The 14,873-nt window shown below is 57.0% G+C and carries 11 protein-coding genes; 7 read left to right on the top strand and 4 right to left on the bottom strand.

What is annotated here, in order from left to right; all coding sequences use genetic code 11:
- The first annotated feature begins 225 nt into the window (after positions 1-225).
- The 4 genes from metA to aceK all read left to right on the top strand — a co-directional run bounded on the left by metA (position 226) and on the right by aceK (position 6,140).
- Positions 226-1,155, top strand: coding sequence for a homoserine O-succinyltransferase (gene metA, locus FFB58_RS12130; protein ID WP_039031905.1), 930 nt, complete (start codon positions 226-228; stop codon positions 1,153-1,155).
- 270 nt (positions 1,156-1,425) lie between these two features.
- Entirely contained in the window at positions 1,426-3,027 is a 1,602-nt protein-coding gene (gene aceB, locus FFB58_RS12135) for a malate synthase A (RefSeq protein ID WP_138370010.1), read from the top strand.
- Between the two features lie 32 nt (positions 3,028-3,059).
- Positions 3,060-4,364: an isocitrate lyase gene (aceA, locus tag FFB58_RS12140; protein WP_039031907.1), complete on the top strand. Its 1,305-nt coding sequence runs from the start codon at positions 3,060-3,062 to the stop codon at positions 4,362-4,364.
- Between the two features lie 48 nt (positions 4,365-4,412).
- On the top strand, positions 4,413-6,140 hold the full coding sequence (gene aceK / locus FFB58_RS12145; RefSeq protein WP_138370011.1) for a bifunctional isocitrate dehydrogenase kinase/phosphatase: 1,728 nt from the start codon (positions 4,413-4,415) through the stop codon (positions 6,138-6,140).
- Positions 6,141-6,226: 86 nt separating this feature from the next.
- Here the strand turns inward: aceK and iclR are convergent, their stop codons facing one another.
- Positions 6,227-7,051 (bottom strand): glyoxylate bypass operon transcriptional repressor IclR, encoded by an 825-nt coding sequence (iclR, locus tag FFB58_RS12150; RefSeq protein WP_039031909.1) that lies wholly within the window; start codon positions 7,049-7,051, stop codon positions 6,227-6,229.
- A 195-nt stretch (positions 7,052-7,246) separates the two neighbouring features.
- Between iclR and metH the strand changes: the two genes are divergently transcribed.
- Together metH and FFB58_RS12165 are read left to right on the top strand one after the other, a co-directional pair.
- Positions 7,247-10,930: a methionine synthase gene (metH, locus tag FFB58_RS12160; protein WP_138370013.1), complete on the top strand. Its 3,684-nt coding sequence runs from the start codon at positions 7,247-7,249 to the stop codon at positions 10,928-10,930.
- 320 nt (positions 10,931-11,250) lie between these two features.
- Positions 11,251-12,882: a Na/Pi cotransporter family protein gene (locus FFB58_RS12165; RefSeq protein ID WP_039031911.1), complete on the top strand. Its 1,632-nt coding sequence runs from the start codon at positions 11,251-11,253 to the stop codon at positions 12,880-12,882.
- Here FFB58_RS12165 and FFB58_RS12170 read toward each other — a convergent pair.
- Positions 12,879-13,166: an addiction module antidote protein gene (locus FFB58_RS12170; protein ID WP_039031912.1), complete on the bottom strand. Its 288-nt coding sequence runs from the start codon at positions 13,164-13,166 to the stop codon at positions 12,879-12,881. The genes FFB58_RS12165 and FFB58_RS12170 overlap by 4 nt on opposite strands.
- A 6-nt stretch (positions 13,167-13,172) precedes the next feature.
- Positions 13,173-13,475: a type II toxin-antitoxin system RelE/ParE family toxin gene (locus FFB58_RS12175; RefSeq protein WP_039031913.1), complete on the bottom strand. Its 303-nt coding sequence runs from the start codon at positions 13,473-13,475 to the stop codon at positions 13,173-13,175.
- A gap of 196 nt (positions 13,476-13,671) precedes the next feature.
- Here FFB58_RS12175 and rluF point away from each other — a divergent pair, with 196 nt between their 5' ends.
- Positions 13,672-14,547 carry a 23S rRNA pseudouridine(2604) synthase RluF gene (rluF, locus tag FFB58_RS12180; protein WP_039031914.1) on the top strand — a complete coding sequence of 292 codons (876 nt, stop codon included), beginning with the start codon at positions 13,672-13,674 and terminating at the stop codon, positions 14,545-14,547.
- Here rluF and FFB58_RS12185 read toward each other — a convergent pair whose 3' ends face one another.
- Positions 14,548-14,820, bottom strand: coding sequence for a DUF3811 domain-containing protein (locus FFB58_RS12185; protein ID WP_103177828.1), 273 nt, complete (start codon positions 14,818-14,820; stop codon positions 14,548-14,550).
- Positions 14,821-14,873 lie beyond the last annotated feature (53 nt).

Consider the following 14,873-nt stretch of genomic DNA (forward strand, 5'->3'; position numbering starts at 1 on the left):
AACTGCCAGGCATCAATTAAAGAAACCCCGTACCGCAAGGTACGGGGTTTTTTGCCGTATGCGCGAAAAAGCCGGGTGGCGGCTCCGCCTTACCCGGCCTACGATCTACCTTCCTTGAAACTTTCTCACCTTTCGTCTGCGTACTCGACATTTGCCTGATTCCTGGTTATTGTCAGCTATCTGGATGTCTAAACGTTTATACGTATGCTGTGAGGATATAAGGTTATGCCGATTCGGGTGCAGGACGAGCTACCAGCCGTCAATTTCTTGCGTGAAGAAAATGTCTTTGTCATGACGGCTTCGCGCGCTACAGGTCAGGAAATTCGTCCTCTGAAGGTGCTTATCCTTAACCTGATGCCAAAGAAGATCGAGACGGAAAATCAGTTCCTCCGCTTGCTGTCGAACTCTCCATTGCAGGTCGATATACAGCTGCTGCGTATTGATGCGCGCGAGTCCCGCAATACGCCCTCAGAGCATCTCAATAACTTCTACTGTAATTTTGACGACATCCGTAACGAGAACTTCGATGGACTGATCGTGACCGGCGCACCGCTTGGCCTGGTGGAATTCAATGACGTTGCCTACTGGCCGCAGATTAAGCAAGTGCTGGAGTGGGCTAAAGATCATGTCACCTCTACGCTGTTCGTCTGTTGGGCGGTCCAGGCGGCACTCAACATTCTGTACGGCATCCCTAAGCAAACCCGCACCGAAAAGCTCTCTGGCGTCTACGAGCACCATATTCTGCATCCTCATGCGCTGCTGACCCGGGGTTTTGATGACTCCTTCCTCGCGCCTCACTCGCGCTATGCCGATTTCCCGGCGGCATTGATTCGTGACTACACCGATCTGGAGATCCTGGCGGAAAGCGAGGAGGGCGACGCCTATCTGTTTGCCAGCAAAGACAAGCGCATTGCCTTCGTCACCGGCCATCCGGAATACGATCCTGATACCCTGGCGAGCGAATATTTCCGTGATGAAGAGGCGGGTTTAAATCCGGACATACCGTACAACTATTTCCCGCAAAACGATCCGCAGAACAAACCGCGTGCGACCTGGCGCAGCCATGGCAACCTGCTGTTTACTAACTGGCTCAACTACTACGTCTACCAGATCACACCATACGATCTGCGCCACATGAATCCAACGCTGGATTAATCCTCTGACGATCTTCGTCCTGTAGCGTTTCAGCTCTCCAGTTAAGGCACCTTCGGGTGCCTTTTTTATTTCCGAAATTCACTCCGTCTCAATAAATATTTTTAATTTCATTTATATCAATAGGTTAATTGCTATTTAAATTAAAAATGGAAATAGTTTTTGATTTTGACGCAAAGCAAGATAGTCTTAATTTTGCTGAACGAAAACTACACAACGATCTTTCGTTCGCGTGGGGGAAATGAATTCGGATCAACGACGAGGAGCAGTGCAATGAATCAACAGGCAACCATTATCGATGAACTGGCCTTTACTCAACCTCATGGCGAGCAGGAAAAGCAGATCCTGACCGCCGAAGCCGTTGAGTTCCTTACCGAGCTGGTGACCCGCTTCACGCCAAAACGTAATAAATTACTGGCGGCACGTATCCAGCAGCAGCAAGACATTGATAACGGAAAGCTGCCTGATTTTATTTCGGAAACCGCTTCCATTCGTGATGGTGACTGGACGATCCGTGGTATTCCGCAGGATCTGCAGGACCGACGCGTCGAGATCACCGGCCCGGTAGAGCGCAAAATGGTGATCAACGCCCTGAATGCCAATGTGAAGGTCTTTATGGCGGACTTTGAGGATTCACTGGCGCCAGACTGGAACAAAGTGATTGAAGGCCAGATCAACCTGCGTGATGCGGTTGACGGCACCATCAGCCACACCAATGAAGCCGGGAAAATCTATCAGCTTAAGCCCAACCCGGCGGTACTGGTTTGCCGCGTGCGTGGCCTGCATTTACCGGAAAAACATGTCACCTGGAACGGTGAAGCGATCCCCGGCAGCCTGTTCGACTTTGCGTTGTACTTCTTCCATAACCACAAAAACCTGCTGGCAAAAGGCAGCGGGCCTTACTTCTATCTGCCCAAAACGCAGTCCTGGCAGGAAGCGGCCTGGTGGAGTGAGGTGTTCAGTTATACCGAGGATCGTTTTGAACTGCCGCGCGGCACCATCAAGGCCACGCTGCTGATTGAAACCCTGCCGGCGGTTTTCCAGATGGACGAAATTCTGCATGCCCTGCGTGACCATATTGTGGGCCTGAACTGTGGTCGCTGGGATTACATTTTCAGCTATATCAAGACCCTGAAGAATCACCCGGATCGCGTTCTGCCGGATCGTCAGGTGGTAACGATGGACAAATCCTTCCTGAATGCCTACTCGCGTCTGCTGATTAAAACCTGCCACAAACGCGGCGCTTTTGCGATGGGGGGAATGGCGGCGTTTATTCCCAGCAAAGACAGCGAACGTAACGCCCAGGTGCTGAATAAAGTGAAGGCCGATAAAGAGCTGGAGGCCAATAACGGCCATGACGGTACCTGGGTGGCACACCCCGGGCTGGCAGATACCGCCATGGAGGTGTTCAACCGCATCCTGGGCGATAACAAAAACCAGCTCCACGTGACCCGCGAAGAGGACGCCCCCGTCACCGCAGCACAGCTCCTGGAGCCCTGCCAGGGCGAGCGCACCGAAGAGGGGATGCGCGCCAATATCCGCGTGGCCGTGCAGTACATCGAAGCGTGGATCTCCGGTAACGGCTGTGTGCCGATTTACGGTCTGATGGAAGATGCCGCTACCGCCGAGATTTCCCGTACCTCTATCTGGCAGTGGATCCATCATCAGAAAACGCTCAGCAACGGCAAGCCCGTTACCAAAGCCCTGTTCCGCCAGATGCTTTCGGAAGAGATGCTGAACATTCAGGAGGAGCTGGGCGAGCACCGCTTCAGCAGTGGTCGCTTCGACGCCGCCGCGCGCCTGATGGAACAGATAACCACTTCAGATGACTTAATCGACTTCCTGACGCTGCCTGGCTACCGCCTGCTGGCCTGATTTCACCACATAACAATATGGAGCATCTGCACATGAAAACCCGTACCCAACAAATCGAAGCATTACAAAACGAGTGGACTCAACCGCGCTGGGAGGGCATTGAACGTCCTTATAGCGCCGAGGACGTGGTGAAATTACGCGGTTCGGTTAATCCGGAATGCACCCTGGCCCAGCTGGGTGCCGCCAAAATGTGGCGTCTGCTGCACGGTGAGTCGAAGAAAGGCTACATCAACAGCCTCGGCGCGCTGACGGGCGGCCAGGCGCTGCAGCAGGCGAAAGCGGGGATTGAGGCGGTCTATCTGTCTGGCTGGCAGGTAGCGGCCGACGCTAACCTGGCTTCCAGCATGTACCCGGATCAGTCGCTCTATCCGGCAAATTCGGTCCCGGCAGTGGTGGAGCGGATCAACAACACCTTCCGCCGAGCGGATCAGATCCAGTGGGCATCCGGCATCGAGCCGCAGGATCCGCGCTTTGTGGACTACTTCCTGCCGATTGTGGCCGACGCCGAGGCGGGCTTTGGTGGGGTGCTGAATGCCTTTGAGCTGATGAAATCGATGATTGAAGCCGGTGCAGCGGCCGTACACTTCGAAGATCAGCTGGCATCTGTGAAGAAGTGCGGGCATATGGGCGGCAAAGTGCTGGTCCCGACGCAGGAAGCGATCCAGAAACTGGTGGCTGCGCGCCTGGCTGCTGACGTGATGGGTGTCCCGACGCTGGTGATTGCGCGTACCGACGCCGATGCCGCAGACCTGATCACCTCCGATTGCGATCCCTACGACAGCCAGTTCATTACCGGCGAACGCACCAGCGAAGGGTTCTATCGTACCCATGCCGGCATTGAGCAGGCGATCAGCCGCGGCCTCGCCTACGCTCCGTATGCTGATCTGGTGTGGTGTGAAACCTCCACCCCGGACCTGGCGCTGGCGAAACGCTTTGCTGATGCCATCCATGCCAAATACCCTGGCAAACTGCTGGCCTACAACTGCTCGCCATCCTTCAACTGGCAGAAAAATCTGGACGATAAAACCATCGCCAGCTTCCAGCAGGAGCTGTCGGACATGGGCTACAAGTATCAGTTCATCACCCTCGCGGGCATTCACAGCATGTGGTTCAACATGTTCGACCTGGCGCACGCCTACGCCCAGGGCGAGGGCATGAAGCACTACGTCGAGAAAGTCCAGCAGCCGGAGTTCTCGGCCAGCCAGAAGGGCTATACCTTCGCCTCACACCAGCAGGAAGTGGGAACGGGCTACTTTGATAAAGTGACCACCATCATCCAGGGCGGCGCTTCCTCTGTGACCGCCCTGACCGGGTCGACCGAAGAAGCGCAGTTTTAATCTTTTTCCCCTCTCCCCCAGGGGAGAGGGTCAGGGTGAGGGGAATCTATGTCGCGTGGTCTGGAATTACTGATTGCCCAAACCATCCTGCAGGGCTTCGACGCGCAGTATGGCCGTTTTCTGGAAGTGACGGGCGGGGCGCAGCAGCGCTTCGAGCAGGCGGACTGGCACGCCGTGCAGCAGGCCATGAAACAGCGTATTCACCTCTACGATCACCATGTGGGCCTCGTGGTGGAACAACTGCGCTGCATTACAGGCAGCATCACTATTGATGCTGCTTTTTTGCTGCGGGTGAAAACCCATTACACCCAGTTGCTGCCGGATTACCCGCGTTATGAGATTGCGGAAAGCTTTTTCAATTCCGTTTACTGTCGGCTGTTTGATCACCGCTCGCTGTCACCGGAGCGGCTCTTTATTTTCAGCTCTCAGCCCGGACAACGTTTTCGTACCCTGCCGCGTCCGCTGGCGAAAGACTTCTTTCCCGATCAGGGCTGGGAGGCGTTGTTAACCAAAGTGTTGGCCGATCTGCCCTTGCGTCTACCGTGGCAAAACCGTCCGCGTGATGTCGGGTATATCATCGCCCATCTGTCTGAAACGCTCGGTGCGGATAAGCTGCAAAATTGCCATCTGCAGGTCGCGAACGAGCTGTTTTACCGCAACAAAGCCGCCTGGCTGGTCGGGAAACTGATCACCCCGGACGCCACGCTGCCATTTTTACTGCCCATTCACCGCAGCGATGAAGGGGAACTGGCGTTAGATACCTGCCTGACCACCAGCGCCGAGGCCAGCATTGTTTTCGGCTTCGCCCGCTCCTATTTTATGGTTTATGCCCCGCTGCCGGGCGCGCTGGTGGAGTGGCTTCGGGAGATCCTGCCCGGTAAAACCACCGCCGAGTTGTATATGGCGATAGGGTGTCAGAAGCACGCCAAAACTGAGAGCTATCGGGAATACCTGCACTATATCGCCTATGCGGATGAGCAGTTTATCGAGGCACCAGGCATTCGCGGCATGGTGATGCTGGTCTTTACCCTGCCGGGTTTTGACCGGGTCTTTAAGGTGATTAAGGATAAATTCGCCCCGCAGAAAGAGATGTCTGCCGCCCACGTGCGCGCCTGCTATCAGCTGGTTAAGGAGCACGATCGCGTCGGGCGCATGGCGGATACCCAGGAGTTTGAAAACTTCGTTCTCGATAAGCGGCAGATCGCGCCAGAACTGATGGCGCTGCTGCTCCAGGAAGCGCCAGAAAAAATCAGCGATCTGGGGGACAAAATCGTCATCAGCCATCTCTACATTGAACGACGGATGGTGCCGCTCAACATCTGGCTGGAGCAGTCGGAAGGGCAGGCGCTGCACGATGCGATAGAAGAGTACGGCAACGCTATCCGTCAGCTGGCGGCAGCCAATATCTTCCCGGGGGACATGCTGTTCAAGAACTTCGGCGTCACCCGGCACGGGCGGGTCGTGTTCTACGATTACGACGAAATCTGCTACATGACGGAAGTGAATTTCCGCGAGATCCCGCCGCCGCGTTATCCCGAAGATGAACTCGCCAGCGAGCCGTGGTACAGCGTCTCGCCGGGGGATGTCTTTCCGGAGGAGTTTCGCCACTGGCTATGCGCTGACCCGCGCATTGGAAGGCTGTTTGAAGAGATGCACGCCGATCTGTTTCGCGCCGATTACTGGCGTGGCCTGCAGACGCGGATCAAGAACGGCCATGTGGAAGATGTCTACGCTTACCGGCGTAAGCAGCGGTTTAGCATCAGATTTGGCATTTAACGCCCGGTGGCGCTGCGCTTACCGGGCCTACGGTTCGAATGTAGTTGTAGGCCCGTGCAAGCTCAGCGCCGCCGGGCATTAAAGACTTAACGCAACCCACCATACGCCAGCGTCACCTCTTTCGCCGCCTTAATCACCAGCGCCCCCAGCTCTGTCACCCGGTCATCGGTCATCCGCGAGATGGGGCCGGAGATGGAGATAGCGGCAAACGGCTCGCGGTGCTCGTCAAAAATGCAGGCGGCAAGACAGCGCAGACCGAGCGCATGCTCTTCGTCATCAAAGGAGTAGCCGCGCTTACGCGTCAGGGCCAAATCCTCTTTCAGATGGACCGGGGAAACCAGCGTCGCGTGGGTGTAGGCGTGTAAACCTTTGCGGTGCAGCAGACCCGTGACCTGCTCTTCGCTGAGCTGGGACAGGAACGCTTTCCCCGCCCCGGAGGCGTGCATCGGCAGTTTGCCGCCAATCGGGGCAGACATGCGCATCAGCTGCGTGCACTGGACCTGGTCGATAATAATCGCCTGATGATCGCTCTGGTCGAGCACCGCCAGGTTAACCGTCTCGCCGGAGTCTTCCATCAGCTTACGCAGGATCGGGTGGACGATAGCGAGCAGATTTCGGCTCTGTAAAAAGCTGCTGCCGACGATAAATGCATGGGCACCTACGGACCAGTGGCCCAACTCGCCCACCTGACGGACAAAGCCCAACTGCTGCATGGTGGTCAGCAGGCGGTGGGTGGTGGAGTTCGGCAGGCCTGCCTGCTGGGCCAGCTCGGTCAGCGCCACGCTGCTGTGCGACTCGGCTATCCATTCAAGGAGCTTTAATCCCCGGGTCAGGGACTGAACTTGACCGCCCGCCTGGGCGGTCGCGGCGGCGGGTTTTCTGCCGCGTTTAGCGGGAACGGTGGCGACCATGGCGGGCTCCTTTTTTCTGTATCGTGGAAATCATTTTCGTTTTATTTGGCTGTTTTGCAACCGCTATCCGCACTGATCGGAGGAGTTATGGTGAACATGTCTCATGTTACCCTGGTGTGACTTTTCCCCTTTGCAAGATTATGCCAGTATGGTCTGCTGGCCTTTTGGCCTGGTTGAGCGTTGTCGGGAGCAAGTGTGAGCAGCAAAGTAGATCAACTGCGTGCGCAGTTAAATGAACGCATTCTGGTGCTGGATGGCGGTATGGGCACCATGATCCAGAGCTATCGTCTGAGTGAAGACGACTTTCGCGGCGACCGCTTCGCCGACTGGCCCTGCGATCTGAAAGGTAACAATGACCTGCTGGTGCTCAGCAAGCCAGAGATTATCGCCGCCATTCACTACGCCTACTTCGAGGCGGGGGCGGATATCGTTGAGACCAACACCTTTAACTCGACAACCATCGCCATGGCGGATTACGAGATGGAATCCCTCTCGGCGGAGATCAACTACGAGGCGGCCAGACTGGCGCGTGCCTGTGCCGATGAGTGGACGGCCCGCACGCCAGAGAAACCACGTTACGTGGCGGGCGTGCTCGGCCCGACCAACCGTACCGCCTCTATCTCACCGGACGTAAACGATCCGGCTTTTCGAAATATCACCTTTGACCAGCTGGTGGCCGCGTACCGCGAATCCACCAAAGCGCTGGTGGAAGGCGGTGCCGATCTGATCATGATTGAAACGGTCTTCGATACCCTCAATGCCAAAGCCGCCATCTATGCGGTGAAGGAAGAGTTCGAAGCCCTGGGTGTCGATCTGCCGATCATGATCTCCGGCACCATCACCGATGCCTCTGGCCGTACGCTATCCGGCCAGACGACCGAAGCGTTTTATAACTCCCTGCGCCACGCCGATGCCCTGACCTTTGGCCTGAACTGTGCCCTGGGGCCGGATGAACTGCGCCAGTACGTGCAGGAGCTGTCGCGCATTGCGGAGTGCTACGTCACCGCTCACCCGAACGCCGGCCTGCCGAACGCCTTTGGTGAGTACGATCTCGACGCCGCGACCATGGCGGCGCAGATCCGCGAGTGGGCCGAATCCGGCTTCCTGAATATCGTTGGCGGCTGCTGCGGCACCACGCCGGAGCACATCGCTGCCATGAGCAACGCGGTAGCGGGCCTGGCGCCACGCAAGCTGCCTGAGCTGCCGGTAGCCTGTCGACTGGCCGGTCTTGAGCCGCTGAACATCGGCGATGACAGCCTGTTTGTGAACGTCGGTGAACGTACCAACGTCACCGGCTCCGCGAAGTTCAAGCGCCTGATCAAAGAAGAGAAGTACAGCGAAGCGCTGGACGTTGCCCGCCAGCAGGTGGAGAGCGGCGCGCAGATCATTGATATCAACATGGACGAGGGGATGCTCGACGCCGAAGCGGCGATGGTGCGTTTCCTCAACCTGATTGCCGGTGAGCCGGACATTGCCCGCGTGCCGATTATGATCGACTCCTCGAAATGGGAAGTGATCGAAAAAGGGCTGAAGTGCATTCAGGGCAAGGGCATCGTTAACTCCATCTCGATGAAAGAGGGGGTTGAGCCTTTCATCCATCACGCGAAGATGGTGCGCCGCTACGGTGCCGCCGTGGTGGTAATGGCCTTTGACGAAGTCGGGCAGGCGGATACCCGCGAGCGCAAAATAGAGATTTGCCGCCGCGCGTACCAGATTCTGACCGAAGAGGTCGGCTTCCCGCCGGAAGACATTATCTTTGACCCGAACATCTTTGCTGTCGCCACCGGTATCGAGGAGCACAACAACTACGCCCAGGACTTTATCGGCGCCTGTGAAGACATCAAACGCGAACTGCCGCACGCGCTGATCTCCGGCGGGGTTTCCAACGTCTCGTTCTCGTTCCGCGGCAACGACCCGGTGCGTGAGGCGATCCACGCGGTGTTCCTCTATTACGCCATTCGTAACGGGATGGACATGGGGATCGTTAACGCCGGTCAGCTGGCGATTTATGACGACCTGCCGGCGGAGCTGCGCGACGCGGTGGAGGATGTGATCCTGAACCGCCGCGATGATGCTACCGAGCGCATGCTGGAGCTGGCCGAAAAATATCGCGGCAGCAAATCCGATGACAGTGCCAACGTGCAGCAGGCGGAGTGGCGCTCCTGGGACGTGAAAAAACGCCTCGAATACTCGCTGGTAAAAGGCATCACCGAGTTTATCGAACTGGATACCGAAGAGGCACGCCAGCAGGCCGCGCGTCCGATTGAAGTGATCGAAGGGCCGCTGATGGATGGCATGAACGTGGTCGGCGACCTGTTTGGCGAAGGCAAAATGTTCCTGCCGCAGGTGGTGAAATCCGCCCGCGTGATGAAGCAGGCGGTGGCCTATCTGGAACCCTATATTGAAGCCAGCAAAGAAAAAGGCTCCAGTAACGGCAAGATGGTGATCGCCACCGTGAAGGGCGACGTGCACGACATCGGTAAAAACATCGTCGGCGTGGTGCTGCAGTGTAATAACTACGAGATTATCGATCTTGGCGTGATGGTGCCGGCGGAGAAAATCCTCAAAACCGCGCGCGAAGTGAATGCCGACCTGATTGGCCTCTCGGGGCTCATCACCCCGTCGCTGGATGAGATGGTTAACGTGGCGAAAGAGATGGAGCGTCAGGGCTTTACCCTGCCGCTGCTGATTGGCGGCGCAACCACCTCGAAAGCGCATACGGCGGTGAAGATCGAGCAGAACTACAGCGGGCCGACGGTGTACGTGCAGAACGCCTCGCGCACGGTTGGCGTGGTCTCGGCGCTGCTGTCAGCGACCCAGCGCGACGACTTTGTCGCCAGAACCCGCAAAGAGTATGAAACGGTGCGCATTCAGCACGGGCGCAAAAAGCCGCGCACGCCACCGGTGACGCTGGCGGCGGCGCGGGATAACGATCTGGCCTTTGACTGGTCGAGCTATACGCCGCCGGTCGCCCATCGTCTGGGCGTTCAGGCGGTGACGGCCAGCATCGAAACCCTGCGTAACTACATCGACTGGACGCCGTTCTTTATGACCTGGTCGCTGGCCGGGAAATACCCGCGCATTCTGGAAGATGAAGTGGTAGGTGAAGAGGCGCAGCGCCTGTTCAAGGATGCCAACGATCTGCTCGACAAGCTCAGCGAGGAGAAGACCCTCAACCCGCGCGGCGTGGTGGGGCTGTTCCCGGCGAACCGGGTGGGCGATGACATCGAAATCTACCGGGATGAAACCCGCACCCACGTGCTGGCGGTCAGCCATCACTTGCGTCAGCAGACGGAAAAGATTGGTTTTGCTAACTACTGTCTGGCGGATTTCGTCGCGCCGAAGCTGAGCGGTAAAGCCGACTACATCGGCGCGTTTGCCGTGACCGGCGGGCTGGAGGAGGACGCGCTGGCGGACGCCTTCGAAGCGCAGCATGATGATTACAACAAAATCATGATCAAGGCGATTGCCGACCGTCTGGCAGAAGCCTTTGCTGAATACCTGCATGAGCGGGTGCGTAAGGTGCACTGGGGCTACGCGGCCAATGAGAACCTCAGCAATGAGGAGCTGATCCGCGAGAACTACCAGGGCATTCGCCCGGCACCAGGCTACCCGGCCTGCCCGGAGCATACCGAGAAAGGTACCATCTGGCAGCTTCTGGATGTCGAGGCCCATACCGGCATGAAGCTCACCGAGTCCTTCGCCATGTGGCCGGGCGCCTCGGTTTCCGGATGGTATTTCAGCCATCCAGACAGCAAGTACTACGCTGTGGCGCAGATCCAGCGCGATCAGGTGGAAGATTATGCCCTGCGTAAAGGGATGAGCGTGGCAGAAGTGGAGCGCTGGCTGGCGCCAAACCTCGGCTACGACGCAGACTGACCTGGCTTACTTGCCAGCTTGCATCAGGGCTGTCCTCACTCGGGTCACGTACTTTGTGTACGCTCCCCTCACTGCGGGCAGTCCGTGTGCAACCTGACTGCGCCGCCGACGGTCAGTATTTCGCTCACGTCACGTTTCCTTACAACAAACAGGGCACCCAATGGGTGCCCTGTCTCTTTATTACATTTAAGCCCTTATACTGGAAGAAGGTTCAGCAATCTGCGCTACAACCCAGGCCGGATAAGGCGTAGCCGCCATCCGGCAATACCGTGCGCAACGAACCTCAGGAAAACGTATGACGAAAAGGAGAACCTGTATCCGTGCTGACTCTGCTACATCTGCTTTCTGCCGTGGCGTTGCTGGTCTGGGGCACTCACATTGTCCGTACCGGCGTGATGCGCGTTTTTGGCGCCCGCTTACGTACCGTTCTCAGCCGCAGCGTTGAGAAAAAACCGCTCGCGTTCTGTTCCGGCATTGGCGTAACCGCGCTGGTTCAAAGCAGCAACGCCACGACTATGCTGGTCACCTCGTTTGTGGCCCAGGATCTGGTGGCGCTGACGCCTGCGCTGGTGATTGTTCTCGGTGCCGATGTAGGGACCGCGCTGATGGCGCGGGTGTTAACCTTCGATCTCTCCTGGCTGTCGCCGCTGCTAATCTTCATCGGCGTGATATTTTTCCTTGGCCGGAAACAGACCCGGGCCGGACAGCTCGGGCGCGTCGGGATCGGCCTGGGACTGATTCTGCTGGCGCTGGAGCTGATCGTCCAGGCCGTCACCCCCATTACGCAGGCGAGCGGTGTGCAGGTGATTTTCGCCTCGCTGACCGGCGACATCATGCTGGATGCGTTGATTGGTGCGGTGTTTGCGCTTATCAGCTACTCCAGCCTGGCGGCGGTGCTGTTAACCGCAACGCTGACCGCGGCGGGGATTATCTCCTTCCCGGTCGCCCTCTGTCTGGTGATTGGCGCGAACCTCGGCTCCGGCCTGCTGGCGATGCTCAATAACAGCGCCGCCAACGCCGCAGCCCGTCGCGTGGCGCTCGGCAGCCTGCTGTTTAAGCTGGTGGGGAGCCTGATCATTCTGCCGTTCGTTAACCCGCTGGCGAATCTGATGGATAACCTGTCGCTGCCGGAATCGGAGATGGTGATCTACTTCCACGTCTTCTACAACCTGGTGCGCTGCGTGGCGATGGTGCCTTTTGCCGGGCCGATGGCGCGCTTTTGTGAACGTATTATCCGCGACCAGCCTGAGCTGGATATGCGACTCAAGCCAAAACATCTGGACTCATCCGCCCTTGATACGCCGGCGCTGGCGCTGGCCAATGCCGCCCGCGAAACGCTGCGCATGGGCGATGCGATGGAGCTGATGCTGGAAGGGCTGAAAAAGGTGATGCATGGCGAGCCGCGGGAAGAGAAAGATCTGCGTAAGCTCGCCGACGATATCAACGTGCTTTATACCGCCATCAAACTCTATCTGGCGCGGATGCCGAAAGACGAGCTGGCGGAAGAGGAGTCCCGCCGCTGGGCGGAGATCATCGAGATGTCGCTCAACCTTGAGCAGGCCTCCGATATCGTCGAGCGCATGGGAAGTGAAATCGCCGACAAATCGCTGGCGGCCCGCCGGGCGTTCTCCCTTGAGGGCGTCAAAGAGCTGGATGCACTGCACGATCAGCTGCTTGCTAACCTGAAGCTGGCGATGTCGGTCTTTTTCTCCGGGGATGTGCCCAGCGCCCGCCGTCTGCGCCGCAACAAACACCGGTTCCGTATCCTCAACCGCCGCTATTCCCACGCGCACGTTGACCGACTGCACCAACAGAACGTGCAGAGCATCGAGACCAGTTCCCTGCACCTGGGGCTGCTGGGCGACATGAAACGCCTCAACTCCCTGTTCTGCGCGGTGGCGTACAGCGTGATGGAGCAGCCGGATGAGGACGACGATCGGGATGAGTATTAACTGTTCACATGTTTGATGGTTAAGCCAAGGCCCAGCGCTTTCATCACGGCGAGCGTGGTTTTAAGCGTTGGGTTGCCTTTTTCACTGAACGAGCGGTAGAGCTGCTCTCGTGATAATCCCGTTTGTTCTGCAATGGTCGACATGCCTTTAGCGCGAGCAACCACTCCCAGTGCCTCAGCGATAAAGGCAGGATCGCCAGTTTCGAGCGCGTCAGTTATAAAGATGGCGATCTGCTCATCGTCTATCAGAGCATTCGCGGGATCGTAGGAGGTTAATTTATTCATGGAGGATTACTCCTGCAGTTTTAAGGTTCTGGCAAGCACCCTGGCCAGAAGGATATCTTTGTCCTGACTACTTTTGTCGCCGCCGCATAACAGCAGAATGATGCGCTTGCCATGCTGTTTGAAGTAGATCCTGTAACCAGGACCGACGTGGATCCTAAGCTCGCTTACGCCTTCACCTACAGGTTTCACGTCACCCGGTAATCCGTTTGCCAGCCGGAACAGGCGGGCTGCTATCACTGTTTTCGCACGTCGGTCTTTTAAATTTTGCTCCCAGCAGCGAAAGGGTTCTGTCTGAACGAGCTCTTTCATACTACTCCCTGTTGTTTATAAACTACAAAACTATATGCACAGGGAATGAAAATAAAAGTGATAGGGTGAACCCGTAAAGCCTCAAACTTCAAATGCTGAAAGCGCTTCGCAAACAACTCAACCTCGCTTTTTCGCCAGCGGCTGATCTTTTTACCAGCCCAAACCTAAGGTATATTTCGCCTCTACAGGAGAAATTATGCTGCCAACTCAATCCACCCGATTAAACAAATATATTAGCGAGAGCGGGATCTGCTCGCGTCGCGAGGCTGACCGTTACATCGAACAGGGCAACGTGTTTATCAACGGTAAACGCGCCACCATTGGCGATCAGGTCGCCCCTGGCGACGTGGTTAAAGTGAATGGTCAGGCGATCGAGCCGCGTAACGCAGAAGACCTGGTATTTATCGCGCTGAATAAACCGGTTGGGATTGTCAGTACCACGGAAGATGGCGAGCGCGACAACATCGTTGATTTCGTTAACCACAGCAGCCGTATCTTCCCGATTGGCCGCCTGGACAAAGACTCTCAGGGGCTGATTTTCCTCACCAACCACGGCGATCTGGTGAACAAAATCCTGCGTGCCGGTAACGACCACGAGAAAGAGTACATCGTCACGGTCAACAAACCGGTAACTGACGAATTCATTCGCGGGATGGGGGCGGGCGTACCGATCCTCGGCACGGTCACGAAAAAGTGCAAGGTGAAGAAAGAGGCGCCGTTCGCGTTCCGCATCACCCTGGTTCAGGGGTTAAACCGCCAGATCCGCCGCATGTGCGAGCATTTCGGTTTTGAAGTGACGAAGCTGGAACGCACGCGCATCATGAACGTTAGTCTCACCGGCATCCCGCTGGGCGAGTGGCGCGATCTGACCGATGACGAACTGATTGAGCTGTTTAAGCTGATTGAGAACTCATCCTCGGAAGCGAAGCCAAAAGCCAAAGCGAAACCGAAAACCCAGGGCATCAAACGCCCGGTGGTTAAAGCGCCGCAATCAGAAGAGAAAAGCCGGGCGAAGCCTGCCGGAAACGGGAAGCGCTTTACTTCGCCAGGGCGCAAAAAGAAAGGGCGCTGATCAGCGCCTTCCACGGGTTGGAGTATTGGCCGACCAGGAAAACGTCGCCTCTTTATCCACCTTATAAGCCTGCTCTTTGCGAAGTTTGCGGGCTTTTTTAGCGTCCAGCTCACGCTGCGCCATCAGTTTGTCGATGTACTCTTTTTTGAGGTGATTGGTTTCGGCGTTGGTCAGCAGACGGCCATGGGCGATACGCGCGCGATCGAGCAGGGTTTTCAGTTCGCGCTGCTCGCTTTCCGTCATCTCTTTCTGGGTCAATCTTGGTGTGGACATACCTGAAGCCTCCTGTGAAAGAGGCTTCAGTGTAAAGCATGCCTTCGCTGCGG

Origin of the sequence: Enterobacter sp. MF024, from assembly GCF_005843915.1 — a bacterium.
Taxonomy (GTDB): Bacteria; Pseudomonadota; Gammaproteobacteria; order Enterobacterales; family Enterobacteriaceae; genus Enterobacter; species Enterobacter barmai.